This is a genomic window from Mesorhizobium sp. M0074, from assembly GCF_040322975.1.
Lineage (GTDB): Bacteria > Pseudomonadota > Alphaproteobacteria > Rhizobiales > Rhizobiaceae > Mesorhizobium.
In genome coordinates, this window is record NZ_JAMYUM010000024.1 from 1 (window position 1) to 26,228 (window position 26,228).

Consider the following 26,228-nt stretch of genomic DNA (forward strand, 5'->3'; position numbering starts at 1 on the left):
AAAGTCACCATAGAGGCCGGACGCAAACGGATTTTGCGTGGGATCAGGCGCGATCGCGCCGACTGGGAGGTCTTGCTCATCGACCATCACGAAGGTTACCTGAGCTGGCACGATTTTGAGAGGAATCAGCGCCTGATCACGGACAATGCCACAAGCAAAGGCCTGGTGCCGCGCGGTGCTCTTCGCCGGGGCGAGTTGCTGCTCGGCGGTCTCTTGCGCTGCGGCCATTGCGGCCGCAAGCTGCATGTCTCCTATTCCGGCAGCAACGGCAATACGGGGCGCTATCATTGCCGCGGAGCGCAGGTCAACCACGGAACCGACCCGTGCATCGGCTTCGGATCGTTGCGGGTCGATCAGGCGGTCAGCGCGGAGGTTCTTCAACGCCTTCAACCGCTCGGCATGGAAGCGGCGATCAAGGCCATCGAGACCTCCACCGTGCAGGCTGGAGAGAAGCGGCGCCATGTGGAGCTCGCACTCGAACAGGCACGTTATGAAGCCGCCCATGCACGCCGCCAGTATGACGCCGTCGACCCGGACAACCGGCTTGTAGCAGGCGAACTGGAGCGACGCTGGAATGCCGCGCTCGTAGCCGTCCGCGAGCGTCAGGACGAGCTTGACGCGCTCGACCGCCACAAGCCTGAGGCTCTGGGAGAAGAGGAACGGCGGAGCCTGCTGCGCATGGGCGCCGATCTCGAACTGGCATGGCATCATGCCAACGCCACCGCCATCACGCGCAAGCGGATCATCCGTGCCGTGATCCGCGAGATTGTCGTCGCCATCGAAGACGACCACATCAAAATGCTGGTGCATTGGCAGGGCGGCGACCATACCGCGCTTTCGGTCAGGAAGAACAAGGCAGGCCATCACCGTTGGGGCGCCCCGCCGGACATCGAGGACCTGATCCGTGCCCTGGCACGCCAATTGCCGGATAGAGCGATCGCATCGCTTCTCAACCGGCTCGGCAAAACCACGGGTCGTCTGAACGGATGGACGCAGTCCCGTGTCTGCACTTTCCGCAACCAGCACGACATCGCCGTCTACAAAAAGGACGAACGGTCGGAGCGCGGCGAGTATACATTGCAGGAAACGGCTGCGAAGCTCGGCCTGCGGCCAATGACCGTGCTGCGCATGATCCGCGCCGGCGATCTGAAGGCCGAGCAGTATTGCAAGGGTACGCCCTGGATCATCCGTCATGAAGATATCGAGCAACTCGATATCCAGCACCATTCCGGCAGGAGCGGACACAGTCCATTATCACAATCACAGGATCAGCAGATCCAGCTTTTTCAATAACATAGCGAGGTGTGCATTATGTCGTGGGATCGGTCTGCCCGGTGATGACGAGGTTTTCATGCGCCTTCAGCCAGGCGCCTTGGGCCAGCTGTCGCTTGGCACTTAATTGGGGTCTCCCTCACTTTGTGTGGTTCATCTGCTGTTAGTGGCGCTGTCGCTATGGACGGGCATGCGAACGAAAACGAAATGGTCGCCCGGCCCAGGGGGTGACATCGCCACTGCGGTCCTTCGACCAAGTCGATTCAATTCTGAATTTCGGCCTTTAGATGTTTGTAGCGATTGAATCAGCGACCAAGATCCGGGCAATCGCGGTTATGGTGACCGCGAGCCACTAAGCTTGTGCCGTACCCTTACAATGATTCATCAAGGCGTTTACCTCGGCAATCACGAGATCCGGCGTGATGTCGAACTTGCATCGGACTTTGACCGGACAATGCCGCACTTGGTCCAGACCACACCCGCGACATTCAATAACACTCATAAGCATGCTGACCAGGGGACCTCGAAACCCCCAAATCTCCGGTAGATGTGACGCCGTGAAAATGCCGATAGTAGGGCGGCCAAGCTGGGCAGCGACATGCCCGGTGCCTGAATTGTTCGAAACGACGAGCGCGGCCGAATTCACGAGATAATTGAATTCCAATTCCGACAAGTCGACAGCCGTCCGAATGTTCGCGGCTCCACGATCCCGAGCTATGTTCGCAACCTCCTCAAGCGCTTCCAGGCATTCGCCACGGGCAACGAGGACCACCTCACCACGGGTCGAAAGAGCAGCGACAACTTTGCCAAAACTTTCAATCGGCCAATCTCGCAGGCTGGAATTGGAGAACGGAGCCACGACAATCGGGGCATTGCCTGTAGTCGAATTCTGTGGGTGACCCGCTCCGCTTTCGAAATAGGCAGCTGCCTTTGCGACCAGAAAGAGGAGGATTTCTGACACATGCTGGAGACGCACCTGCTTGCGGTCAATGAACCAATCAAGCCATCTACGAGGGATTTTGTTAGCAAGCCCTATTTTTTGGACCAGCTTGTAGAGGATGGTTCTGCGCAGTTTCAGATTGAATGGCGCTATCGCAATATCGATCTGATGCATGCTGTACGGATCAACTATCGCCGCACGGTGCCTGGCGGGGACTTCAAGCAAGATGGGCCTTGTTTCTTCCGGAACACGCATATCAATGGCAAGATCAAACTCGCCGGTCAGCAGCGGCCTTATGTCGGCGGCTTTTTTGCGCGTTTTGACTTTTGGGTTGCGAGGAAAAAAGTCAAAAGCAATGTGATCGTCGGCGAGGTCGAACTGTTTTGCAGTAGCGATGTTCCAGCTTCCCACCACCAGCGTAATGTGGGCATGCGCAAAACGCTGACGAAGGTCCTTTAGGGGCCCTAGAGACATCCAAAAGTCGCCGACATGATCAAGCTTGAGGACCAAAATTCTCATCCTTGCGCTTGACTGTTCCGGCTCTTCCCAGCTGCGGTATATAATTTGATTGCGGTCGTGCTTTGTAAAATATGCCATTGCCATTCCGAAGATTATACGGTCAACACTGATAGCCAGTGACGCGTGTGTAGGGTTGGAGTGCTCCCCACTTGTCCGCGTCTCCGCAAGAATTCTGCCATCAGATCCAAACCGCGCTCCAGCAGGAGCTGTCGGGCGAAGTCTGCATCTCTAGCGGTGGTAGCGCGCCAAGAAGCCAGCTATGTCCCGACCCGCAATGTGAAGGGCTTCGTCACGGTCTTGCATGCAGTGAGTTCGAGAAACGCCGAGTAGACGGCGATCGCCAAGCCGCCGTCCCCAGATCTCGAGCATAACGGCAGTGGCCTCGCTCTTTGGTCGATGCTGATCCTGAATGAGACCGTCGCCGCCGGCGACGACATCGCCGGCCGGATTGACCGTCTCCGGCACGCCCTGTCGCTGTGGTCCCGCATCATGGTGGTTAACAAAGGACCCGCCGCAGGCGCTTTTTTCTGCGCGTCCGGGTCGTCCAACATGAAGTGGACGAATCAACCCTGTGATGAAGTCGACCGCCTGCCAGCAGTGAGCTGGCAGGCGGCGTCGATGAACACGTTTATTCGCCGAGCTTGGATAGCGGCATCGCTATCACGCTGAGAGCCTGTTATGCTGGTCCAGCGTTTGATCGCAGTCTTGATCCGTGCGAGCAGCTTGTGAGGGATGCAACCGAACGAGGCGCTGCTCCCACAGTCGTCGCAGGCCCTCCATCACAGCGTCACGCTTAGCCTGATCCGGCGCAATTGTATTGAGGAGATCTCCCAACATGGCTTCGCCCTCAATCCGCATCAGCAGATTAAACAAGTCGTGTGAAATTCGCACACTGTCACTGTTGAAGTGGGTCGTGCTGATCTCGCAGTGAGTTTCCCGACGATCTGGCGCTTTGTAAGCGCGGGTTTGATGGAGGGACACATAGGGCGGCAACGAAACCGCAAGCGCAGTCCAATCCTGCAGCGTTGCAGCCCGCTTTTTTACCAGGAAGGGCCCGACCACAAGTCCATCCAGCTCTGTCGTCAGAAAGGTGGCAATCGCGTCTGCAACCGAATCCACGATCGGTTCGGCATTGTTGTTAAAGGACGTATTGAGCAGAATTGGAGTGCCTGTGCGCTTCTTGAACGCATTGATGACCTCCCAGTACGCGGGATTGGCGTTGTGCGATACTGTTTGCAGGCGAGCGGTACCGTCGACGTGCGTGATGGCACCGAGCAAGGCGCGCTTTGAGTCACGCACGCGAACGACGAAATTCATGAATGGAAATTCGTGCCTACCGTCCGGGAGGTCGAAAAATTCGCTCGCATCCTCCTCCAGCACAGATGGCGCGAAGGGCCGATAGCCTTCGCGCTTCTTGACCATCGCATTGATCCGGTCCTTGTTTGCGGCGGGCCGAGGGTCGGCAAGAATGCTGCGGTTGCCCAGCGCACGTGGCCCAAACTCCGAACGACCCTGCACCCAGCCGATCACGGCGCCGTTGGCGATCCAGTCGGCTGCACTGCTTGCCACGTCATCAGAGCGTTCAACCTCGAGATGTCCGGCCCATGCATTCAGTTCCTGTTGCACGGCGCGCTCGCTCCCGAGATCAGGACCCCAATAGACCTCCTGCAGTCGCTCACACGGCGCGGGGCGGCCCATCTCGTTAGAGACTATCAGCGCAGCTCCCAATGCGCAGCCAGCGTCGTGAGACGCGGGTTGCACGAAGATGTCTTCGAAAAGCCCTGAATACAGCAGCTTACCGTTCATCGTACAGTTGTGGGCCACCCCCCCCGCCAGGCACAACCGCTTCATGCCGGTGGCCTCACGGTGATGCCGGAGAATGTGGAACACGATCCGCTCAAGCGCTTCCTGCAGTGACGCACTCACATCTCGATGCTGCTGGGTGAAGGGCATTCCCTTTCGCCTGACCTCGATATTGCGGAGCAACGCCGGACCGATGCGGTCGAGGTGAACACGGTAGCCACCGCCGTTGGCGGAGAGCTCGTAGAACTGCTCGAAGAGCTCGCGATAGGGAGCGGGGTCGCCGTAGGGCGCGAGTCCCATTACCTTATACTCGTCGAACAAGCCGTAGCCGAGATAGCGGATCGTCTCGAGATAAAACAGCCCAAGAGAATTGTTCTCGGGGAAAGCCTCGAGTTGCGTAATTTCTGTGCCAGACCCTACCGCCAAGAGGCCCGATAGGAAATCACCAGAGCCATCAATCGCTAGAATGAGACTTTGTTCGAAGCCCGACATTGCAAAGGCGCTCACGGCGTGCGCCTGATGATGACTTACGAATGAAATACGCGAACTGTCCAACTTAGTGCCGAACTCACGCGTTAACAGATCCTGCACCAACGTTTTAGCATCCAACGGAATGGAGAGAATGTCCGGGTGGGATGCGGACATACCTTCAAGCATGGCGTTGGCATAGGGCTCGCTGGCGTAGAGCGCGACACGATCAATGTCGTTGAGCTGAACCCCCGCCGCTGACAGACAGTATTGAATCGAACGAATTGGGAGCTTGTTGGAGTGTTTCATCCGATTGAGGCGTTCCTCTTCGACGGCTGCTATCACCCGTCCGTCTCGGACGAGCACCGCGGCGCCATCGTGCATAAAGGCGTTCCGAAGCTCGAATCGGTTTTCATGGACTTGGTCAAGTCCGCCGCTAATTCCTAGACACAGCATTTCTTTCTCCACATAGTGACGGGCAAGCCAAATTGGCCTGCCTCCGTTTCCAACTAAATAGGCCGCATTGTCGCTTGCAGCTGCAACCGCCTGTCAGGCATCACCGGCATCAAAGAACGCCTCATAAGGGGTCCGCCTGAATCAACATGAGATGCTTCGATCGTGGCGCCTGCCGTTCCATGACGCCGAGAGCTTGGCTGGATCACCGCGCCGTGAACTGGCCCGATTTCATTCCCCGAAAGACCGTCGCACAGCGAGTGACACGTGCTGCACTGTCCACCTGCTTCCCGGTCGCACATCCGATAACGCCTTCGGCTGTGCAGGAGGCCGCATCGCGTCATGCGTCGGCCAAACATGGCACCGACTGGAAGCACGGCAATACCGCGTAGATGTAAAGTGCGCTGATGTTGTATGGTAGCGCTGCCGGCCGGGTCTCCAATCCGCTGCCCAGACGAGCCGACCGGATCTGCCTGCGGCAATAAGCCCGCCCACAAGCAGAATCGCGCTGGGCAGCGGGCTCGCCTGCAAGACTTCGCAGCTCAGGAACATTGGGGACGACTAGCGTCGAACCGCCGACATGGTCGGCCAGTTGCGACTCACTTCTCGGCACGACCTCCACTGCACGTCAGGGCGCATGGAAGATTTCTCCTTGGATGGGTGATCGGTGCGGACGTGCTTTTGTCCATGCAAGATTTCCGAAGAGTTATGAAATCGTTTGTTTCGATCAAAGTCATCCACGCTATGAATAGCTGACGGACATGCGCTTCAAAGGGCTTCAGGCTTCCTGGATGGCTACTCCGATTTGAAGCGCGTGGCATTCCATGCGCTCTGTCACAACATTTCAGCAAAGGGTATGAGAGCAAACCCACACTTCTTTTTCGAAATTCGCTTCGAGCATTCGGGATGAGGTGCTGGGCGATTCACGCAGTCCACGGATCGAAGAGCTCTATTCCGAAGCCTTCGAAATCCTTCATATTACGCGTTGCCAGAGTGAGCTCCTGGGCAATCGCTGTGGCTGCGATCAATCCGTCCATTGACGTCAGCCCGCGGCCGCGGCGCTTCGCAAGACCCATCAGATCGCCCCAGGCCAGAGCAACCGGCTCGTCGACGGGGAGGACTCTCTGCTCGAAACGCTGAGGCAGGTCTCGGGCAAGCCATTCGGCCAGCGCCTCACGCTTCCGACCCTCGCCCATGAGAGCAACGCCGCGCCGGATTTCCGCGATCGACACCACGCTGATGAACGAGCGATCCTCGTCGAGCTTGTCCAGCCATTCCAGAACGCGTGCGTCCGGCGCCGGCCTTGTCACCTCGGACAGGACATTCGTGTCCAGCAGTAGCCTCACAGCGGCAGATCACGCGGTTCATCGCGTTGACGCTCAAGGTCGAGTTCCGCGCCGCGTAGCGGCGACTCCAGCAGAAACTCCGCAAGCGTACCCTTGCGCACCGTCTTGCGTTGCCATTCCTCGGCGGAGACGACAACGACGCTTGGCCTACCGTTGCGCGTGATCGTTTGCGGCGCCGCCTGCGCACGCTCGATGACTTCCGACAGCCGCGCCTTGGCCCGAGCGACGGTCCAGTTGGCATCCTCTTTTGGAGCAGACTGCATTCTGGCCTCCGTGACCATTGTGACTACGGTGACTATATAAAAATGCATAGTGACCGCAACAGGGGAGGGGGACTTTTTTCTAGAGCCCGGACGCCTTGGTGAGATGTTGTCGCAAAAGTTGAGTTCTGCGACGGTGCAAAAGTCAGTTGCAAAATCGTCGCGACAAAGGCTCGGCAGCTCCCCGAAGTAGCCATTTCAGATTGCTTGCAGGTGCGGATAAAGTCCTTTATGCATCGGCACATGATCAAGTCCGCGCCCATCGCTGCAATCTATTATGCGACGCTTCCATAAGGAGCGGCGCGTTTCGATCATGCCTTGAAACAAGCCGCCGTCAGGCGGCTTGTTCATTGAGAGGACCCCCTGGCGGCAATACCAGGAGGATTCCCTATGGCACTTCCCGATTTATCAACCGGTCATTCCGAACCATGTTCGGCCGCTTTGAAGACGCTCATTGAGCGCGGCTATGTAAATCAAGGGACCGACCTGCCGGGTGTCGATGCCGCCTTTGAAGCAGGCGTCGTACCCGCTTACGCTGGTTTCGATGCGACGGCTGACAGTCTTCATGTCGGCCATCTTCTTCTGATCATGGCGCTTCGTCATCTTCAGCAGACTGGCCATAAACCCATCGTTCTCATTGGGGGTGGGACCACCCGCATCGGCGATCCCAGCTTCCGTTCGGAGGCGCGGCCGATGCTGACGGACGACCGGATCGCCGCCAACATTGAAGGGATCAGAAAGGTCTTTGACCGTCTCCTTGTCTTCGGAGACGGCCCGACGGATGCCGTGATGGTGAACAATGCCGACTGGCTGGACAGCATTCGTTGGATCGACATGCTGAGAGACGTCGGCAGGCATTTCTCCGTCAATCGGATGCTCTCTTTCGACAGTGTGAAGTCGCGGCTGGAAAAGCAGGAGAACCTGAGCTTCTTAGAATTCAACTACATGATCCTCCAAGCGTTCGACTTCCTTGAGCTATCCCGCCGGACCGGTTGCCGTCTGCAGATGGGTGGAGCCGACCAGTGGGGGAACATCATCAATGGCATCGACTTGATACGGCGGACGGATGGAAAGGAAGTCTTCGGAGTGACTACGCCGCTTCTGACGACTTCTTCAGGTGTCAAGATGGGTAAGACGGCTGCCGGAGCTGTGTGGCTCAACGAAGATCGCCTTTCGCCATACGATTACTGGCAATTCTGGCGTAACACGGAAGACGCTGATGTCGTTCGGTTCCTGAAGCTTTTCACCGATCTGCCGATGGACGAGATCGAGCGATTTGGACAGGCTGAAGGAACCGAGCTAAACGCCGTCAAAGAACGTCTGGCCAACGAAGCTACGGCCCTGGCACATGGAACTAACGCCGCCAAACAGGCGGAGGCCACGGCTAGCCAAGCATTTGGGCAGGGCGAAGCCGCAGAGGGGCTACCGACGCTTCATCTAAATGACGCCGAGGGCTTGGCCGGAGTAGCCCTTGTGGATTTGCTGGTACGCGCCGGATTGACCTCCTCCAAAGGGGAAGCGCGAAGGGCGATCTCGGGACGAGGTGTGCGGATCAACGGCAACTTCGTCGAGATTGATACAATGATATCGTCCCAAGACCTCCCGATCCGGCTTTCGCTCGGCCGGAAGCGCCACACTGTTGTAAAGTAGGGTTTCAGCAAATGCTGTCGCAGAAATTCTGCCCGCTTAGCGGGGTGGGTTCAACTGATCCCTGCAACACACTCCGCGAACTTTTCAGCTGGGGTTTGATAAAGCAAGGTCTTTCGCGGCCTCTCATTGAGCTGCCGTGCGATCGCGCTGAGCTTAGTCTGGCTGTGCAGGGATAGATCGGTTCCGCGCGGCAGATATTGGCGCAGTAATCGGTTGGTGTTTTCGTTGGAGCCGCGCTGCCACGGCGACCGCGGATCACAGAAGTAGACCTCGACGTCGGAGGCCAAGGTCAGGCGCTGGTGATCGGCGAGCTCTTTACCTCGGTCCCAGGTCAACGACTGGTACAGTTCGCCGGGGAGTTTCCGTGCCTGTTTGATCAGTGCCGAGACGACGCTTTCGGTATCCTTGTTGGCGACCTTGACCAGCATCCCTTCAGCACATCTTCGACGGCATCTGCGACGAACATGGCATCGAGCACCGGCTCACAAAGATCAACCATCCCTGGGCGAACGGCCAGGTCGAGCGGATGAATCGGACCATCAAGGACGCCACCGTCAAGCGCTTCCACTATGACGATCACGATCAACTGCGCCGGCATCTCGCCGACTTCATCTTAGCTTACAATTTCGCGCGCCGGCTTAAGACCTTCAAGGGCCTAACACCCTACGAGTTCATCTGCAAAATCTGGGCAAAAGAGCCCGAACGGTTCCGACTCGATCCCACCCATCAAATGCCGGGACTAAACACCTAGCCTCCACCTTCGTTGCTTCATTGCTAATGAGCTTAGCAGGTGTTCGATGGTAAGCTCGCTGGTTTCTGCGGGTATCGCCCCGAGCGGCTTGAACGCACACGCCACAGAGCAGAGATCGGTCCATTTTGTTACGAACGAACATCTTGCTTCCGGTAGAGCTTTCTCGAACCAAGGTCCGAAAAGGGTCGCGAGCTGTCCGGTTCCCATCTGTCTCAGTAGGGTGGACAACCGACATGCAGCGGTTACCCGCCCATGCTCGTGTGTTGTTGGTTTGAAGGCTGAGGGTCTGTCACTATCCACTTTCCAATCATACGAATCGGATCACTGTCTTCGTGGTCGATATGGCAGGGCTGCTCGTGTCGTCCTGCACACTCGCGATCGTTCCCAACTTGTCCCGGGGAGCCCGTCTTTACGGGGTAATCGAAAACGTCGTGACAGATGCCAACCATCGCCGGACTGGGCTACTGGGCTGGGCCGCGCCGTCCTTCATGCCGCGCTCGACAAAGCATGGAACGCCGATTGCTACAAGGTTCTGTTGGCGACTGGATCTCGGAGGGAGTCCACTCTGCGCTTCTATGAAGGTGCAGGGTTCCAGCAAGGCGGAAAACTTACTTCGAAATTCGCCGCTTGGAGGACGCTTTGGGTCGATTTTCCACCTTCCCTGACGGCCCGGAGGGGTGGGAATCGGCCGCTCGCGTCGTCCCGGCTGCCTAGCGTGGCGGATGAATTAACAGCCAGCGATTTGGCTCTTGCTCGACGAACTCTTTCTGGACGTGCCTGAGCACGTTCCGCTGCCCGGCAAACGGAACCATGTTGACCGCTTGATCGAAGGGGACCCACTGAAACTCGCTGTGTTCGGCATTCAGTCGCACCGTCTCTGTCGACCCCGCGAAACCCACGAAAACCGGCAGGAGGCTAATGGCGTCGCGGTCCGCTTCATAGAATTGCTCGCATATGTCGGCCGAATAGAGCCTCTGCAGCGTCAAGCCCGTTTCCTCCTTAGTCTCTCGCCAGGTCTTCCTTACGATCCGGTCATGGGTCTCGACCACGGCATCGGCGACCGCCGCCTCCCATTCCACGGCGCAAACGGCAAGGATCGCCCAGCGTCGATCCGAGCTGATATCGCGCAAGCCATCGGTGAACATAGCGCTCACCCTGCCGACGCAGGCGAGCGATGCGGTGTTGCGGATGCCGGCGAGCACTTGCGGATCAAGACCCACCGCGCAGGAACTCCAGTCGGTCAAGCAGCCGGTTTGCCGCCGCGGAATTGTTGCCGAGCTCGAACTTGCGAAGCAAGATGAAGCGGCTTATGTTACCGGCCAACATTTCGGTCAGAAACCCATCCAACCGCTCGCGCGCACCAGCGTCGGCCGGCGCAGCCGATGAGGGCGAGATGAGCGATCCCGCAATCCTGGCATTTCCTCGGCGCGATACCGGTCGAGCCATTTGCGAACCGTCCGCGGGCAGACGCCTGCGGCTTTGGCGACGGCCTCAGGCGTCTGTCCGCTCTCGACCTGCATTACAATTCGCTCTCGACCGAGCGGCGTCAGACGGGTACTCTTATGGATGTTCATCCGGTCCCACTGGAATCACTGAAGCTTCGACAACCTCAGCTTTCCCGGTTCGGACCGGATGGATAACCTTCTGAAAGCTCACAACTAGCTACCAATGCGATCAGCTTTCGGGCTATCGGGGGCATCCAGGGAGGATGGGTATGTTCTTGGCTAACGGGCTCAAGCTGCGGGACCGCGGGTGCACCCTGGCACTGATTTTGGCGATCATATGTGTATGTGCGCCTGCACTGGCGGCAAACGCGTCGGATCAGGCGTGCCGGTCCATCGCCAAGCTCACAATTCCAAGCGTGATCTTTACCGAGGCTAGCCTTCAAAAGCCGCAGGAGATCCCCGCAGATCCCTTCACTGCATTCACCGGCGCCTCGCCTCAGGCGGTAAAAGTGGGCGGGCACTGCCTTGTCCGAGGTGTTATCGGGAAACGCCAGGGGGTCGATGGTCAATCATATGGCACCCGGTTTGAGGTGCGTCTTCCGACGACCTGGAACGACATGTTCCTTTTCCAGGGCGGCGGCGCAGTTGATGGCTTCCTGGCGCCGGCCGTCGGGACCATTCCTTGCCGGAACTCGACCGCGGCTCCCGGGCTCTTGCGCGGCTACGCTGTTGTAAGCATGGATGGCGGGCACCCAAGCCCCGATCCGGCTTTCGGGGTCGATCAAGCCGCACGCATTGATTTTGCGTACGCCTCCATTGGCAAAGTCACTTCGGTCTCGAAGCAGGTGGTGGCCAAGTTCTATGGGGCGGCTCCGAAAAAGTCGGTGTTCATGGGATGCTCGAATGGCGGTCGTGAGGCGTTGATAGCGGCTCAGCGATATCCGCTCGAGTTCGACGGGATTGTTGCAGGTAGCCCGGGTTTTCGTCTCAGTGCCGCCAACATTGCCCAAGCCTGGGATACTCGCGAGTACATGAGCATCGCTCCCAAGGATGAGGCCGGCCATCCCATTCTATCCCGCGCCTTCTCCCAGCAGGATCTGAACCTCGTCGCCAACGCGGTTCTCGCTGCCTGTGATGCCCGCGATGGCATTGAGGATGGCGTCATCAACGCCTGGCAGCAGTGCCGGTTCGACCCAAAGGTCCTGTCCTGCCAAGGCGATAAGACGGACAGCTGCCTCACGGCTGGTCAAGTGCAGGCCATGAGCCGCGCGTTCGCGGGTCCGGAAAGCTCCGATGGCGAAAAGCTTTACAGCGATTGGCCATATGATACGGGCGTTGCGGGCGCGGACTGGAGAATGTGGAAGCTGGGCAAATCCCCCACTTCCCAGTCGGATGCAAACAACATCGTTCTGGGAGCCCGCTCGCTTCAATACTACTTCATGACGCCCCCGGCGCCGAATTTTGACCCCCTGAAGTTCGACTTCGACAAGGATCCGGCACGCGTTGCGGATACGGCCAAGCTCAATGATGCGACCGGCACGTATCTCGCCAGCTTCGCTGCCCACGGTGGAAAGCTGCTCTTGTTTCAGGGACTTTCCGATCCGGTCTTCTCGGCCAACGATCTGGTGCGCTGGTACAAGCAAGTCGTCGAGGTCACAGGCGGCGGCGATTTGGAAGCGACTCGCCGTTTCGTGCGCATGTTCATAATCCCGGGGATGACCCACTGCGGCGATGGCCAAGCCTTCGACGACTTTGATCCTTTGGCCGCCATCGAGGGCTGGATAAACCAAGACAAGGCTCCGGACTCTCTCGCGGCTGGCAGCAAGGCATTCCCTGGCAAGCACCAGCCGATCTGCGCTTATCCCACTCAAGCTGCCTATGACGGTAAGGGAAATCCCGATGAGATCGCGAGCTATTCGTGTCGGGGATAAGAGACCTCGTCATTTGTTCGCTTCAATCTGCGCGCATTCCCGGAACAGGTCTCCCGGACCAAGGATCGGTTGGAAAAGCTAAACCCGGAATTTGTGGGCCGTGCCATAACGCAGTTGATGATCATGCCTGACTACGAAGCGTCGGCCGCCGATAGTCTGGATACAGCGCTCGCTGTGCTCGATGAGGTATTGTTATCGCCTGAGATCTGACCGCCTCATCCCAGCGGACAAAACGGGGCAGGGGAGGGGGCTTTTCAGAGCCCGGACGCCTTGGTGAGATTGACGCGGAAACGATCGCGCCGGCGCTGATACTTTCGAGTCATCTCGGCCGAGGCGTGACCGAGCTGCTGTTGCACATAGCGTTCGTCGACCTCGGCCGACGAGGCGAGGCCGGCCCGCAGGGAGTGGCCGGCGAATTTCTTGGCCCGTTCGCCCTCCGACAGATCGCCGCGCACGCCGGCGGCCAGGGCCGCGCGCTTGACCAGGCGTGCGACCTCCTGGTCGTTCAAGCGATCGGCACCGAGGGCTCTGCCTTGACCAGCAACGCGCCGGAACAGAGGTCCGTGCGCAATGTGCGCCAGTCTTAGCCAGGTCTGCAGAGCGGCCACCGGGCAGGTGGCGTCGGAGGAGCCGCGGCCGACCTCGACCTCGCGCCAGCCGGTTTTGCCGCGCAGGGTCACCAGCACGCCCTTGTCAGGAAAAAACTCAATCCAGCCCGAAGAATCCTCGGTCTGGTCGCGACCAATGTCGAGCCCGACGATTTCGGATCGGCGAAGGCCGCCGGCAAAACCCAGAAGCAGCATGGCGCGGTCGCGCAGACCACGCAGCGTGCCGCGGTCGAGGGTCTCGAGCATGGCGATCAGATCCTCGGGCAGGATCGCTTCCTTCTGCCGGGGAGGGGAGGCGTGGGTGTTGCGAACGCCAGCCATCACCGTGGCGATATGCCGGTCCTTGCGGTCCAGCGGCTGGCCGCGCTGGGCAAAATTCCAGGAGAGCGACGAAAGCCGGCGCTCGATAGTTGAAACGGTGTTGGGCCTTTTGTGGCCAGTGGCCGTACCTGACGCGCAGGCGGTGATGTAGAGCCCGACGGTCTGCGGATCAGGTGGGAGCACTTCCAGACCCTGCCGGCGCGCCCAGGCGCAAAAGTGCTTCCAGTCGGCTGCGTAGGCGCGGCGCGTGTTGGCCGAACTCGCCGCCTCGATATAATCGCGCGCGCGGCCGGCGAGCGCCTCAAGATGCGCAGGCAGGCTGGGATTGGCAATGGCTGGAAGGGGAGGGGACGAGGCTAGGTCGGCATCGCCCATCTGCATGACGATATCGACGATGTCGGGCATGTCGTCCTCGCCGGAAGCAGCGGATGATCGTTGCGCGTCGCCAGCCATGCTCATGCCGCTTCGATATCCGTTTGAGAGAAGTCTTTGCCGACGAAAAGCAGCGGTTCATCTGCGCGCTTTGCCAAAGCATAGGACAGGCAATCGGCAAAATTCAGCGCCGCCGGGTGGTGGCCCTTGCCGTAGGTCAGCCAACCCTGGGTCGCCAGATCAACCAATTCGGAGTTGACAGGAATGATGTCGGCCTCGATTTTGCGCAGCCAAAGATCGATCTCGGCCAATGCGTGTTCGCCGCGCCTGCTGACCAGCACCATGCGTGCCTCGAGCACGCAGGTTGCCGGGACCAGACGGATTGGGTCCAAGACCAGCGCTCGTTCCAGCCTTGCTGCCTCAGGCTCGCTCCGAAGGATCGCTACAACGGCTGAGGTATCGATCACCATCAGTTAGGGATTCCATGCTCGTCATACCCGATGATCTCCTCGTCGCTGCGACTATCCAGTTCAGGCAATCGTGCAACTCTTTCTCGGATGGCGCGCAATTCTGCCAGCAGACGCTCCTGAGCGGTCTCTCCAAAGCCCAAGCGATGCAAGCGCTCGCTAAGGGCCTGATGAATGGCTGCTGTCTTGCTGATACCCTGGCGGCGCGCGAGTTCGTCGGCGAGAGCGACGGTGGCCGGATTTTTGATGTTCAGGGACACGAAAGACTCCAAAAATCTACCTTTCGGGTGTATTCTACCATGGTTCCCTAGGCTCGTAAACAACGAATGATAATGCAACATTATCATTCGTTTTATAACGCCGACAGCCTGTGCGTTTTGGTGCAAAGTTTGTCGCAAAAAGCGCACGGCTGCTTTACCCTCCACAATCATGATTCGCCTCGACCCCGCCGCCGCCGTTCCCGCTCTCTCGCCGGCCGTCCCGGCCTGGGCGCAGGAGAACGGCGCCGTCGTCACCGACGCCGACGCCGCCTTTTGCGCCGGCGCCGCCTTGGCTTCGCTCGACGTGCTTGCCCGCGCACTGCCTGCCTGGGCCGGCGCCTGGCGCCAGCGGCTGGCGCTGAAATGCGCTGCCGCCAGCATGCGGCTGGCCGGGCGCTCGGAGGACGAGGCCGCCTTGCGCGACGCCTGGCAGCTTTGCCCGGCCGGCGCCGATCCGGGCCCCGCCGGCGCGGTGCTTGGCGCATGGCGCCAGTTGGCACTGCAGCCGGTTGCCGCCAGCGCCGATCGGCTCGAAAGGATGGTCGACCAGCTCGGGCTCCATTGGGACGTTGAGGCGCTGGCCGCGGTTTGTGAACACATCGACGACCTGGCGCGCTCGGGGCGGCCGGCGCCGTTCGCCGCGGCGGCAATCGCCGCCCACGTCGTCGCCATGCAGTCCGACTCCGAGCTTTTGGCCTGGTGGCTCGCCGACCTGGTGCTGGCGCAAAACCTGCGCTGGCCGCGCCCGCTGCCGCTGCTGATGGCACACGCTTTTGGCCCGGCGTTTCGGTCCAAGCCTGGCTGCGGCAAGCGGATCCGGCCAGGCGGAAAAGGGTTTGAGCGGGCAGTGTGCCTGGCGCTGGCGCAGGCGGCGGCGGACGCCTGCCGGTTGGCCGCCGAGCTGTCGCGGCGGGCGGAGCGGCTCATCGCCGTCGCACCGAAGCTCAGGGCAAAGGGGGCGGGCGATGTGGTCCAAAGACTGCTCGACGACGACGCCCTCTCCGGATCGCTGACGACCAAAAGCCTGTCGCGGTTTGCGGCGCGCCGTCTGTTCGACCGGCTGCAACAACTCGATGCCGTGCGCGAGCTTTCCGGCCGCACCACCTTTCGTCTGTTTGGGCTGTAGGGATGAGCGAAGCGTCCACCCGCCTCAAGCCGAACCAACAGCCGGCGTTGCTCGACACCGAGCTCGAACATCTGCCACCGGAACTGCGCTGGCGCGAATGGATGGGCCGGGTCGAAGCGGTGATCTTTGCCGCCAGCGAACCGGTGACACGTAGTGTCCTCGCGCAGGTGGTGGGGAAGAACTGCAATCTCGAGCTGATCATCGACGACATCCGCGCCGAGCTCGCCGGCCGCCCCTATGAGCTGGTCGCGGTCGCCGGCGGCTGGCAGCACCGGACCAAAAAGGCGTTTGCCGACGTTATTCACTCAGCATTCGCAAGCACCGCGGGACAGGGGTCGAAAGAGCTGTCGCAGGCGGAGGCGCTCGTGCTGATGTGCATTGCCTACTTCCAGCCGATCACCCGCGGCGAGCTGTCGAGCTTCTTCGGCAAGGAGATCTCGCGTGACCTGATCGGCATGCTTCGCGCGCAGGATCTGATCGCCTCGGGGCCGCGCAGCCCGCAACCGGGCGCGCCATATACCTATGTGACGACGAAAACTTTTCTGTCGCAGTTCGGGCTTGACACGCTGCGCCAGCTACCGGATTTCGAGGCGCTCGAGGACGCCGGGCTGCTGTCGAAGGAAAAGCTGCTGGCCGGCGACATCATGCCCGAGTTTACCAGCGGCCAAAACGACCTCGAGTGAAGTCGATAGCCGGCTGCGTCCCCTGACGGTCGCTGAACTGCAAGGTGCCTATCGGCAACAACCTTCGTGAGCAAACAAGCAATAGAACAGCGCCTCAAATGTAATCCCAGGGTCGTCAAGCGCAAGACCGGTCGCACGAACGTAGCCGCGTCTTCCACGCATGCTGAGCCCGTTCCTGGAGCGCGTCAGAGGTGATAGATAGATCCGTCTTTGCCAGATTATTCCGCTGTCAGCGCTGCCTTCACCTGGCCAGGCCCCAAGAGCTTGGAGAACCGTCGATAATCCGAATATTGAAACCGCCATCTTCCGGCGGCGATTGCCGGATGAACTCCGGCTTCCTCCGCCACCGCGAGAAGGTCTTCCGAACGGCTCTCTTCGGTCACCCTTGCCCATATCTTTTCCGGAATGAGTGCGTCCGTCGCGAAGCGATCAGCCTGCTTTTCGACCTTGTCGTCGCTGGCCACATCCAGATCATCCAGAATTATCGGTGTCTCGCCACTGAGGTGACAAGCAACATGAGCGAACTCGTGGAGAAGCGTGAACCAGAAATTGTCCAGACGATCATGTCGAAGTGTAAGAGCAATCACGGGGGTTCCATCTGCCCTGCGCATGGCCGCGCCGTCCAGGTATGTTCCTGGCAAGTGCTCCAATATGATCAGGACAACACCAAATCCGTTGAGTGTTTTTTTCAGGTCATCGTGCCACCTATCGTTCGCGCTTACTTGAGCTAACTTCCTAGCGGCTGCTTCCCAATCGACTACCTTGACGTTTTGTTTAACAGAGACCTGTTCTGCGCGCAGCAGGACGGCCGCACACCATGCCTCCAGTGCAGATAGATCGGTTTTTGCGTTGGTTCGTTCTGTGCGCGTCTTGCGCAACATTGCTACCGCTGGCGCAACGATGTTGGCGCGCGAGACAAAGCTCGAGAGACTTTCAGTAGGTTTCATCATTCGAAGTGCGCGAAGCCTTTTGGCAGCTGCTAACGATGCAGATGATTGTCGCGTTGCCGGTTCATGCTTGGCCGATCCAACCAATGACCTAACCGGGATTTTCAGATGCTGATTTAGAGCTCGAATTTGATCTACCGTCGGCTGCCTCTGTCCATTTAGTATTTCGGAGACACGCGACTTACTCCCTAAATAAGGAATGAGATCTCGTGGACTCAAATTCAGGTGATTCATACGGAAGTGGATAGCTTGAGCTGGGGTCGCGCCCTCGATGCCGTGATGCTGCTTTTCCCATTTCTCAATCACAGCCTGGAGCACCTCCAGATCGTCAATTGATCGTTTATCATGGCGAACGATCAGTGAGTGAGCCTGTTCGAGCGCGGACTGGTAATCCTCGTCAGATCGAATTGGTCGTATCGTCATGCGGCCCTTCTCCCCTTTTTACGTACATGTTTGGACGCGGCTGCTGCGCCAGCGAATTCAATGAGCATCATCTCGGTTTCAAAGTTGACGATAAGGTCGGCGCAAAGCCCGTCCTCGATCGGGATATGAACGTGCGCGCCATCGACAATCGCTGACGGATAGGACCTGACGAGCTCGGCCGCGGTCGGCCATCGCCCATCTTCCAGTTCGGCGACGAGTGCCGACACCGCCCCGCTCACTTCTTCGCTGCAGGAGCAGGCCAGCTGCTTCAACTTCGATGTGCCCATCAGCTTCATGGCTACCGCCAACAAAGGTATCGTTCCCAAAAATGGAACCATCGCGGTTGCCAGCCGACGCAGCTTATGGCATATCAGACTCGTTCCACGGAATGGAACTATCATGTCACCGCGCCGGTGCCAAGCATCCGGCCCAACCCTCGATTATTGCCAACGAAAAGGAGGCGAAAAATGAATAACGACGACAAGAAGGTTCGCGTCGAGCTCGAGTTCGAGACGATCCCCGATGTAAAAACCGTCGAGATCGCCAAGGGCGATGTCGACGCTTTGCTCGTCATTGCTCGCGCAGTGGCCGGTTTCGAGCACGCACACGTGTTCGAACACGACAGCGACGACCCGTTGACCGGGATCGGCGATCGCCGCGCCATCGTGTTGCTGGTCCATCGCTGCCGCCATATCGCGGTAGAGATCCGCTATGACGGCGACACGAAGAAGCACAAATTCTCGCCTGCCGCGACCGTCCTACGCATCCTTCACTGGGCCACTGGCAAGCATGGTTTCAACCTCGACGCCAATGCCGCGGCCAAGGCAAACCTCATCCTGCCCGGAGCCGATCAGCCGCTGCCGAAAGACGCAATGATCGGCCGCTACGGAGATCACGCCGACTGCGCGGTCACGGTCGACTTGACGCTCAAGGACTTCACGAATGGCTGAGGAAAAAGAAGCTACGCCCTCATTGCAAACGCTGCTGAAGCAACTGGAGACGGTTCGCTTTCTCGCCGGTGTCGACCAGGGCCGGTGGACGGTGTTGAACGTCAATTGGCCGTGGCTCCTCGTCCGCGTTCAGTTCGTGACCAGTCCCGATAATTTTGCGTTCTCGCACGATTTCCGACTGGAGTGCTCGGGCTTTCCCGATCCGGGCCCGTATGTAGAGCGCTGGGCATATGCCGACGATGCCCAGGGCGGAGTGCGCCCGGCTCCGCCAACCTCAGGAGCCCCCGGCTTTGTCGAAGCCATGAAGGAATGGGGCAGCGCGCCGATAGGCGGCATCTACAGGGCCTGGAACCGCGGAGCAGCTCAGCACAACGACTGGGCAATGAAGCGGCCGGACGAAGCCTGGAATCGAACCCGCGAAATCTCGTTCATCATGGAGCAGCTCTATGCGTTGGTTGCTGAACAGGCTCTTTGGCTGGCTGCACGGGCCTGAGCCGCGAATCATATGCGATACGGCCGTGTGGATGGATGGGGCGGCTGAACTCGGCCGGCGCACCCTAGGGCGTCGTCGTGAGAGTGGCGCGTTTTTGATCGGCGAGGCTTCAGAAAGCGGTCCCAAGATCATCCGCGCCTTCATCTACTACGACGACATCGACGAGCATGCGCTCGACACCGGCATCGTGAAGTTCAACGGCAACAAGCTTCCCAGGCTTTGGGAAATATGCCGTGCGCGCGGCTATCGGGTCGTCGCCGACATTCATGTACACCCCTATGGCTACGGGCAAAGCCCTTCTGACAAGGCCGATCCAGTCATGCCGCGGGCCGGGCATTTCGCGTTCATCCTGCCGGATTTTGCCTCAGGGTCCGTTACGCCCGGCGGTATCGGTCAGTACGAGTATCGCGGCAACGGCGCATGGATCGACCATTCGCGCGCAAGCGCACCGTTTCTCATCTTGAGGTGACCTCGATGAACCAGATTCCCCACCTCGGCCGTTCCCGGATCGTGAAGGCCATCACCGATGCAAACGATTCCGACAAAGGCTTCGAGCAGGGTACCGCCATACTCGATGCGGTGCATTTTGCAGCTATCATCGATGCCGAACAAGCCGCGACGCCGGCCGGGCAGGCCGCCGTGCTGACGGCTGTCGTGACCGCCGTAAAGTGCTTCGGCAGCGCCACACTGGTGTGCGGCGACGATGTCGCTCTCACTCGTCGGTTTCGGCTGGACAGGACCCTTGTCGAAGCCGCTCGGCTGCACGGTGCGGAGATCGCGCAATCCATCCCCAAGGACGCAACTCACGTGGTCGCAATTGGGCAAGCCGACGCCGAAGAGGTGTTTGTCCGATGCTGGTGGAATGGTTGGATGTCTGGCGTCCTACCGGCCTTTGATGATGAGCCAATCGGTAATTCGGACAACCCACTCGCTGGCATTTTTGCTGGCGCACTTGCCGTGCGAGAGGTCTTTGCCAAGGCCCTTGGTCGGCGCCGTAGCATTGCGCGGCGTGCGACTATATCGCTCTGGAACCCCTGGCGGCTGAATGGCGATCAGAACCCGCCAACAACGCTCTCGCTGCCGGACAAGCTGTGGTTTGTCGGTCTGGGTCACCTGGGCCAAGGTTTCCTGTGGAGTCTCGGTTTCCTACCTGTTGCTGGTTGTCATGCGGTCCTGCAGGACGATCAGCTCGTGGGCAAGGAAAACGTCGCAACCGGGCTACTGACCAGTTCCCTCGACTTCGAGACCGAGAATCACAAGACCCGCGTGGCGGCCCGCTGGCTCGAAGCCGCGGGGTGGAAAACATCAATTCTTGAACGCCGCAACTTCGGCGATCTGCGGCTGACAAGTGAGGATCCGGTTATCATGCTGATGGGACTCGATGAACCGGCCGCTCGGATCGCAATCGCCAAAGGCTGCCACGACTTCGTGCTCGACGCCGGCGTCGGGTATGGCGCAATCGACTTCGAAATTGCCCAGATCCGCGTGATCCCGCGGGGCGTCGACCCAGAAACACTTTGGTCGCGCCCCGCTGCTCCCAAGAACGTCGACGCTGTGCTGGATAAGCCCGCCTACCGCGAGCATGCCCGCAAGCACGGCAATTGCGGCACATACAGCCTTGCTGAAGCCAGCGTGGCAGTGCCCTTTGTCGGCGCCGCGATAGGAGCGTTGACGATCGCACAGCTGTTGCGCCTTGCGGCCTTGCGTCCCACCAACCAGATCAGCCAGGTCGAGCTCGGCACGGTCGAGGCCGCGAGCGCTGGCGTCTTCAATCCGGTGCCTGGCAGGGGGCTGGGCGGCTTCGAGTTCTCCTTCGCGTAGCTTTGCCTTGTCCTTTGCCGGCAATTCTTGCTGAAGATCGTGGATGAAATACGCGCGGCGGCCGCCCGTCGTGATTTCATATGTCTTGCGACGGCGAAAGTCCTTTAGGCTCCACTGCGGAGGCATCAATGGTATTTCGATTCGTCCACACCGCCGACATTCATCTCGATTCGCCCCTGCGTTCATTGGCGATGAGAAACGCAACTCTTGCCGAACTCGTGGGAGACGCCAGCCGTCAGGCTTTCGTCGCAATCGTCGACCTTTGCCTGACGGAGGGCGTCGACGCTCTGGTCATTGCCGGCGATCTTTACGATGGCCGCCTGGAGACGGGTTCTTAAGCGTGCGTCTTGATCAATCAAGCCCGCGACGCTACCACTCCAAGTCCTGGCAGGAGACGGCATGTCCGGCAGTTCAGCCAGCCTGCTTGCCTTGCGTTTTATCTCCCCCAGGAGGGGCGCGGCGCGCGCATTTCGCTCGATCGTGGCGAGCCGCGCCGACAACGCCGCGCGTTCAGCCAAGCTGCGGTCATACTTCTCCTGGGCCTCCCCCCGTTCCATCGGGGTGCTGAACTCATGCACCATCGTTCAAACAGAATGGAGCGAGTACGGCTACATCGGCGACAGTGGAATCGACGCGTTGCGCGAACTCGGCGCCGAGCGGATCGATCGACCGACATACAAAATCATGGCCCTGCATCATCATTTATTGCCGGTAACCAATGTCGCGACGCTGAACAACAAGGGGATAACGCTTTCGGTAGATGCCCCACGAATTCTGGACGCTGCTCAGCAGGCCGGCGTGCAGCTAGCTGTTCACGGCCACGAGCATATGCCGCGGGTGGTCAAATATGACAATCAGCCACTCGCTGGTGCTCCGCAACAGGCGGCGATCTATGTCGTTTCACACGGCAGTACCGGCGTCTCGCCGGTGCGGCGTCCCGGCAACGAACGCAACACCTACTGTATCTTCCGCTTGAGCGACAAGGAAATGCACCTGACGATGCGCGAGCTGCGTCCCGATGGCAAAGTGGGTTTATCCCTCTTCAGTGGCAACTTAGATATCTCTCCCATTTTGCCTAAGGCGGCGGCCTAACCCTCATCCCTCGCGCGTCAAGGTGCGAATTTGAACCTACGGTGCAATTATTCGTAGTCTGTGCAAAACTGGCGGGAAAGCGGGGATCACTGGCTCGCCTATGTGGCGCGAAGGCCTAGTATGTGCCCATTACCGGGACGGCTTGCTGTTGCCATGAAGAAACGGGAATGGGTATCGCTTTGAATTTTCGCAAGGATGAATCGCTAGACGCGTTGGCTCGGGCGGGGAATGTTGCGCAATTTATCAGCTTCTTTCCCACGTCCGGTGGGGCCTTCTCTCAGAGCTACTCGCGAGTCTTCGGTTACCCTTCCAATCACCACTTCGGGGACGCCCAAGAGGCACTTGCCGCGCTGTTGGCCGCGAGTGTGGATGCCTCGATAAATCTGCGCAGCTACGCCCCGGACAGTCCGCGGAGCAAAGAGTTTGTCTACGGGGTACGCGACGTGCAGGAAGCCCTCGCCGGACTGAAGCGGCTTATTTCATTGGGCCTGTTCGTGATCGCCAATGAGACCATCGACATCAATGATGGTGGGGTTTCCGGGGTGATCCAGGGCGGCATTATGGAGTTCGCTCCTGATGACACACCGCGGTGCGTGGAGAAGCCCGGAGTGGCCTCCCTACCCGTGCCTTGGGCGCTTGATCTGCTCACGAAGGTCTATGGATTTCGACCTGAGCTAAAGATGCAGAGCAAGGGACGGCTCGAGTTCAGCATTCATCCTCGGCCACGCGGATGGAAGAACAGCCACACGCTATGCTGGGAGTCGGAGCCCGAAAATACGGTGGCGGCGACTGCCAGCATGAATTGGCCCAACCGCTTCAGCCGACATATCGGTGACAAGGCGTTCGGTCTGCTCATGGCCGAGCTCGTAGGCGCAAATGTGCCAGCTACCACTGTCTTCGGGCGGCGCGTTGCCCCATTCACCTTCGGAAAGCCGACGGGAAGTCACGAGGTCTGGACCCGCACCTGTCCGCATGAGCCAGAGCCAGGAAGGTACACAACCCTCAAGGGCTGGACTGACCCATTCAAACTTATGTCCGTGGAGGATCCCAACCACACTGCCATCGCTTCCGTAATTTGCCAGGCCGCGGTACCGGCTGCCTATTCAGGCGCTGCCATTGTCACGATCGACGGGACCCTGCTCGTGGAAGGTCGCTCCGGTGAGGGCGATGGTTTGATGCTGGGTATCGATCACCCCGAAGAGCTGCCATCTGCGGTCGCCGAGCAGATCGACGCGGTTTACGACATGTTGTCCCGCTCGCTTGGAGCCGTGCGCTTCGAGTGGGTCTATGACGGACAGACAGTCTGGGTGGTACAGCTCCATCGCGGTGCGACCCACACATCACAGGCTGTTCTGGTGCCGGGAGAGGCGGCCCACTGGCTGACCTTCGAAGCGGCCGAAGGGCTCGAGGCACTGCGAACATTCCTGCATGACATGCCGGCCGATGCGGGGGTGAAGATTCAAGGCGAGATCGGACTTACTAGTCACTTGGCCGACCTCGTCAGAAAGGCCAAGCGACCAGCCAGGTTGGCAGTGCCAGCCTAGAGGCCCTCGTGCGGATGGCTGCCTGGCTTCCGCCAAAGGTCCTCGATTTCGTCGCCGTTGACGCGTTGCGCTACCAAAAGGTGGCTGGCGGCATCCGGGACGCTGTAGGCGACCGTCAGCTCGACCAAGGCATTTTCCAACGGTCTCGTTTTCCTTCGCTCGGCAAACGGATAGTCGGCAATCTTCATGAACGTACTCTTCCCCCTCGGTTGGGGATTCATGATAGTGGACCCGCTGTTTATCGGGCTGAGGAGGATGCTGTCGCGGTGGGCGGCGACCAGGGACGCAGTGTCAAACGTCAGAATTGTGTGCGGCCGATCGCGGTATGCCTTGGCTGCCAGAAGCCTGTACAACCGCTTCTTGTGCAGCCAGAAGAAGGTTTTGCCATTGAGGATCTTGTACCACTGAAATGGTGTCAGCCCGTCCTGAAGGCACTTCTGGAGCGCGCTGTCGCTCATCGGCTTGTTGTCGCGGATGACGGCGTTGGGCAGTCCATCCTTTGCAATGTCGACGCTCTCGGGCCGAAGCCTCTCCTCAATGTCAAGTCGCTGATCGCCAGAAATCCCATAGGCATCGAGGAGCGCCGTCGCGCTCATCAGCCCGTGGTCACGGATCGACGGGAACGAACCGTCCTCCGCCATGTGGTACAGCCGCGGATAGATGCTGATCAATTCGTTTTCCTGCACCGGCAGCTCCTCAGTTCCACTGCCGCCGGTCAATGATGATGGCGTCCTTCCCGAAATCCTTGGAAATCAGCGACACCCGGGCGTTGGTGACCTTCTCCACCCGCTCGATGAAGTCCCTAGTGGTCGCGTTGAGTTCCTCGAAGGTTTTCGCCTTGCGATTGTCGATTCCGAGATAGTCGGCGAAGGTCAGCGCGATATCGGTTACCCCGTTGATGCTGGCGGCGCGCCGCACCTGCTCCCAGTCAAACTCGGCGATGCGGCGTTCCTTCCCGGAAACGGTGCCAACTTCGATCTTATGCAGGTCCGACGCCGGAATATCGCTCCGCGCGGCAATGTCCTCGACCGTAATCTCGTGCATCATCGGCCCCGACGTGCCGCCAACGCGGATAGGGTAGGTCCGCATAACCATTATCACCCGTCGGACTCTCGTTGGTCCTATGCCAGCATCGGCGAGGCAACCGGATGCTGTTGTCTCGCGCGAGGTTACGAATGGGTATTCCCCGTGATGCAGGCTGAGATCGGTTCCCTGAGTGCCCTCGAGGAGGACCGACTTGCCGGCAGCATAAGCCTTCTCGAGCTCGACCTTGGTGTCACGAATGAACGGCTTAAACTCCGCTATCTGTTTGGCGAGGCGGACGTTGCTGCCCCAGTACTCGTTGCCGTCTCGCCCTAAAATTTTCCGTGCCGTAGCAACTCCGACACCCTTTTTCGTCGAGCCGATCACCTCGAGGGTGCCCGCTTCCCGCGCGATGTCGCTGTCCTCGATGATGATGGCCTGCGGATCGATCGACAGCCTGTCTTCGGTGAGCTTGAGGTCAGTAATCTCCTTGAGCACCTGCTTGACTGAGAGGGTTGCGCCGGCGCCGATCAGGATCTTCGCACCAGGGTTGCTTTGCGTTCCTGATGGCAGCTGGATGTAGTCGTATTTGGGATCGGCGACCTTATGCCCGGCATTAGGTCCGCCTACCCGCACCAGAACATCGTAATCCCTGGCGATGAAGGCGCAGATATTGCCCTTCCCCTCGCTTCCGTACTGAGCACCGACCAAAACGTCGACACACCGGGCAACCTCGCGCGGAAACAGGCCCAGTCCCGCAGTTGCCTGGGCTAGCAACGATCGGGGGCTGGAACGGTGGGTTTCCAAAGCCACGTTAGCGACTTCCGCGAGCGCCTCGATCTTGCTTTCCGTCGCCCCGTGCTCGCGTGCCTCGTCGTAGCTGTTGAACTCCCGGATCTCCGCCTTGCGTGCTAGGTAACGCTCGCGCAACACACCAATCGGCGCGGTGAGGTGGACGTGAACGACCCTGTCACCGAATTCGTTTCGGAAGTGCTTAACTTGGTCCAGCGTCCGGACCGCATCCACCAGCCAGATCCGATCCGCCGGAGCCCCGTTCGTTTCAGCCAGAAACTGATCGAGGACCCACTTTCCGTTCGTCTCAATGTCGAGCTTGTCGCCAAGCTTGATCAGTGCGTCGCGCTCATCGGTATCGCTAGCGCGAAGCAATAGCGCCCGTGTAGATACGCGCTTCGCGTCGAAACGTGACGTCAATTGCTCGGTAAACATCGATTTTCCGACCGCAAGCGGACCGGACACCAA

At 59.5% G+C, this 26,228-nt stretch carries 23 protein-coding genes and 6 pseudogenes; 15 read left to right on the forward strand and 14 right to left on the reverse strand.

All coding sequences use genetic code 11. The features are described 5' to 3' along the window. Positions 1-165: 165 nt before the first annotated feature. Both NKJ73_RS26765 and NKJ73_RS26770 read left to right on the forward strand, forming a co-directional pair. A pseudogene (locus NKJ73_RS26765) lies at positions 166-303 on the forward strand (recombinase zinc beta ribbon domain-containing protein); the annotation flags it as partial. Between the two features lie 96 nt (positions 304-399). Further along, positions 400-1,293 carry a helix-turn-helix domain-containing protein gene (locus NKJ73_RS26770; RefSeq protein ID WP_352571733.1) on the forward strand — a complete coding sequence of 298 codons (894 nt, stop codon included), beginning with the start codon at positions 400-402 and terminating at the stop codon, positions 1,291-1,293. Between the two features lie 331 nt (positions 1,294-1,624). On the opposite strand, the gene NKJ73_RS26775 is transcribed toward NKJ73_RS26770, so the two are convergent. Continuing rightward, positions 1,625-2,809 carry a glycosyltransferase family 9 protein gene (locus NKJ73_RS26775; protein WP_352571661.1) on the reverse strand — a complete coding sequence of 395 codons (1,185 nt, stop codon included), beginning with the start codon at positions 2,807-2,809 and terminating at the stop codon, positions 1,625-1,627. A 318-nt stretch (positions 2,810-3,127) separates the two neighbouring features. On the opposite strand from NKJ73_RS26775, the gene NKJ73_RS26780 reads away from it, so the two are divergent. Next, on the forward strand, positions 3,128-3,400 hold the full coding sequence (locus NKJ73_RS26780) for a hypothetical protein (protein WP_031212413.1): 273 nt from the start codon (positions 3,128-3,130) through the stop codon (positions 3,398-3,400). Here the strand turns inward: NKJ73_RS26780 and NKJ73_RS26785 are convergent. From NKJ73_RS26785 to NKJ73_RS26795, 3 genes are all read right to left on the reverse strand, one after another. Then, complete coding sequence (locus NKJ73_RS26785; protein ID WP_023679092.1) at positions 3,392-5,458, reverse strand: carbamoyltransferase family protein; 2,067 nt, start codon at positions 5,456-5,458, stop codon at positions 3,392-3,394. The two genes, NKJ73_RS26780 and NKJ73_RS26785, sit on opposite strands and share 9 nt — an antisense overlap. A gap of 920 nt (positions 5,459-6,378) precedes the next feature. After that, positions 6,379-6,801, reverse strand: coding sequence for a type II toxin-antitoxin system VapC family toxin (locus tag NKJ73_RS26790; RefSeq protein ID WP_352480554.1), 423 nt, complete (start codon positions 6,799-6,801; stop codon positions 6,379-6,381). After that, complete coding sequence (locus tag NKJ73_RS26795) at positions 6,798-7,064, reverse strand: type II toxin-antitoxin system prevent-host-death family antitoxin (RefSeq protein WP_023679089.1); 267 nt, start codon at positions 7,062-7,064, stop codon at positions 6,798-6,800. Before NKJ73_RS26795 ends, NKJ73_RS26790 begins: the two co-directional genes overlap by 4 nt. Positions 7,065-7,451: 387 nt before the next feature. Here NKJ73_RS26795 and tyrS point away from each other — a divergent pair, with 387 nt between their 5' ends. Then, on the forward strand, positions 7,452-8,711 hold the full coding sequence (gene tyrS, locus NKJ73_RS26800) for a tyrosine--tRNA ligase (RefSeq protein WP_031212411.1): 1,260 nt from the start codon (positions 7,452-7,454) through the stop codon (positions 8,709-8,711). 50 nt (positions 8,712-8,761) lie between these two features. Here tyrS and NKJ73_RS26805 read toward each other — a convergent pair. After that, positions 8,762-9,139: pseudogene (locus NKJ73_RS26805) on the reverse strand (IS30 family transposase); the annotation flags it as partial. A 5-nt stretch (positions 9,140-9,144) separates the two neighbouring features. Between NKJ73_RS26805 and NKJ73_RS26810 the strand changes: the two are divergent. Beyond that, positions 9,145-9,462: pseudogene (locus tag NKJ73_RS26810) on the forward strand (integrase core domain-containing protein); the annotation flags it as partial. A gap of 977 nt (positions 9,463-10,439) precedes the next feature. On the opposite strand, the pseudogene NKJ73_RS26820 reads toward NKJ73_RS26810, so the two are convergent. Together NKJ73_RS26820 and NKJ73_RS26825 are read right to left on the reverse strand one after the other, a co-directional pair. Next, positions 10,440-10,827, reverse strand: a pseudogene (locus NKJ73_RS26820) (Tn3 family transposase); the annotation flags it as partial. Further along, positions 10,821-11,036, reverse strand: a pseudogene (locus NKJ73_RS26825) (leucine zipper domain-containing protein); the annotation flags it as partial. The pseudogenes NKJ73_RS26825 and NKJ73_RS26820, both read right to left, overlap by 7 nt. A 140-nt stretch (positions 11,037-11,176) precedes the next feature. Here NKJ73_RS26825 and NKJ73_RS26830 point away from each other — a divergent pair. Next, the gene (locus NKJ73_RS26830) at positions 11,177-12,838 is read left to right on the forward strand and encodes a tannase/feruloyl esterase family alpha/beta hydrolase (protein ID WP_156937414.1); all 1,662 of its coding nucleotides are present in this window, start codon (positions 11,177-11,179) and stop codon (positions 12,836-12,838) included. 254 nt (positions 12,839-13,092) lie between these two features. Here the strand turns inward: NKJ73_RS26830 and NKJ73_RS26835 are convergent, their stop codons facing one another. The 3 genes from NKJ73_RS26835 to NKJ73_RS26845 are packed head-to-tail and all read right to left on the reverse strand — an operon-like array spanning position 13,093 to position 14,866. After that, positions 13,093-14,226 (reverse strand): site-specific integrase, encoded by a 1,134-nt coding sequence (locus NKJ73_RS26835; RefSeq protein WP_352571662.1) that lies wholly within the window; start codon positions 14,224-14,226, stop codon positions 13,093-13,095. Further along, positions 14,223-14,609 (reverse strand): type II toxin-antitoxin system VapC family toxin, encoded by a 387-nt coding sequence (locus NKJ73_RS26840; RefSeq protein WP_352571663.1) that lies wholly within the window; start codon positions 14,607-14,609, stop codon positions 14,223-14,225. The genes NKJ73_RS26835 and NKJ73_RS26840 overlap by 4 nt, the downstream gene beginning before the upstream one ends. Next, entirely contained in the window at positions 14,609-14,866 is a 258-nt protein-coding gene (locus tag NKJ73_RS26845) for a type II toxin-antitoxin system VapB family antitoxin (protein ID WP_031195575.1), read from the reverse strand. The genes NKJ73_RS26840 and NKJ73_RS26845 overlap by 1 nt, the downstream gene beginning before the upstream one ends. Positions 14,867-15,035: 169 nt before the next feature. Here NKJ73_RS26845 and NKJ73_RS26850 point away from each other — a divergent pair, with 169 nt between their 5' ends. Together NKJ73_RS26850 and scpB are read left to right on the forward strand one after the other, a co-directional pair. After that, positions 15,036-15,992 (forward strand): DUF1403 family protein, encoded by a 957-nt coding sequence (locus NKJ73_RS26850; RefSeq protein WP_352571664.1) that lies wholly within the window; start codon positions 15,036-15,038, stop codon positions 15,990-15,992. A 2-nt stretch (positions 15,993-15,994) separates the two neighbouring features. Beyond that, the gene (gene scpB, locus NKJ73_RS26855) at positions 15,995-16,675 is read left to right on the forward strand and encodes an SMC-Scp complex subunit ScpB (RefSeq protein WP_352571665.1); all 681 of its coding nucleotides are present in this window, start codon (positions 15,995-15,997) and stop codon (positions 16,673-16,675) included. 218 nt (positions 16,676-16,893) lie between these two features. On the opposite strand, the gene NKJ73_RS26860 is transcribed toward scpB, so the two are convergent. After that, complete coding sequence (locus NKJ73_RS26860) at positions 16,894-18,045, reverse strand: ImmA/IrrE family metallo-endopeptidase (RefSeq protein ID WP_352571666.1); 1,152 nt, start codon at positions 18,043-18,045, stop codon at positions 16,894-16,896. Next, positions 18,042-18,341 (reverse strand): hypothetical protein, encoded by a 300-nt coding sequence (locus NKJ73_RS26865; protein WP_224596501.1) that lies wholly within the window; start codon positions 18,339-18,341, stop codon positions 18,042-18,044. Before NKJ73_RS26865 ends, NKJ73_RS26860 begins: the two co-directional genes overlap by 4 nt. 171 nt (positions 18,342-18,512) lie before the next feature. Between NKJ73_RS26865 and NKJ73_RS26870 the strand changes: the two genes are divergently transcribed. The 7 genes and pseudogenes from NKJ73_RS26870 (at position 18,513) to NKJ73_RS26900 (ending at position 23,945) form a co-directional block, all read left to right on the forward strand. After that, the gene (locus NKJ73_RS26870) at positions 18,513-18,995 is read left to right on the forward strand and encodes a hypothetical protein (protein WP_352571667.1); all 483 of its coding nucleotides are present in this window, start codon (positions 18,513-18,515) and stop codon (positions 18,993-18,995) included. Beyond that, positions 18,988-19,488 (forward strand): DUF7665 family protein, encoded by a 501-nt coding sequence (locus tag NKJ73_RS26875; protein WP_352571668.1) that lies wholly within the window; start codon positions 18,988-18,990, stop codon positions 19,486-19,488. Before NKJ73_RS26870 ends, NKJ73_RS26875 begins: the two co-directional genes overlap by 8 nt. Beyond that, positions 19,442-19,957, forward strand: a complete 516-nt coding sequence (locus tag NKJ73_RS26880) for a hypothetical protein (protein WP_352571669.1) — start codon at positions 19,442-19,444, stop codon at positions 19,955-19,957. Before NKJ73_RS26875 ends, NKJ73_RS26880 begins: the two co-directional genes overlap by 47 nt. Before the next feature lie 5 nt (positions 19,958-19,962). Beyond that, positions 19,963-21,309, forward strand: coding sequence for a BilD N-terminal domain-containing protein (locus tag NKJ73_RS26885; protein WP_352571670.1), 1,347 nt, complete (start codon positions 19,963-19,965; stop codon positions 21,307-21,309). A gap of 128 nt (positions 21,310-21,437) precedes the next feature. Next, positions 21,438-21,626: pseudogene (locus NKJ73_RS26890) on the forward strand (metallophosphoesterase); the annotation flags it as partial. Positions 21,627-21,708: 82 nt separating this feature from the next. Continuing rightward, positions 21,709-22,401 (forward strand): metallophosphoesterase family protein, encoded by a 693-nt coding sequence (locus NKJ73_RS26895; protein WP_352571671.1) that lies wholly within the window; start codon positions 21,709-21,711, stop codon positions 22,399-22,401. 167 nt (positions 22,402-22,568) lie between these two features. Further along, complete coding sequence (locus NKJ73_RS26900) at positions 22,569-23,945, forward strand: hypothetical protein (protein ID WP_352571672.1); 1,377 nt, start codon at positions 22,569-22,571, stop codon at positions 23,943-23,945. On the opposite strand, the gene NKJ73_RS26905 is transcribed toward NKJ73_RS26900, so the two are convergent. Together NKJ73_RS26905 and NKJ73_RS26910 are read right to left on the reverse strand one after the other, a co-directional pair. Next, entirely contained in the window at positions 23,942-24,664 is a 723-nt protein-coding gene (locus tag NKJ73_RS26905; protein ID WP_352571673.1) for a DUF7002 family protein, read from the reverse strand. The genes NKJ73_RS26900 and NKJ73_RS26905 overlap by 4 nt on opposite strands. Continuing rightward, a complete protein-coding gene (locus tag NKJ73_RS26910; protein WP_352571674.1) occupies positions 24,642-26,195 on the reverse strand; it encodes an adenylosuccinate synthetase in 1,554 nt (517 codons plus the stop codon). Before NKJ73_RS26910 ends, NKJ73_RS26905 begins: the two co-directional genes overlap by 23 nt. Positions 26,196-26,228 lie beyond the last annotated feature (33 nt).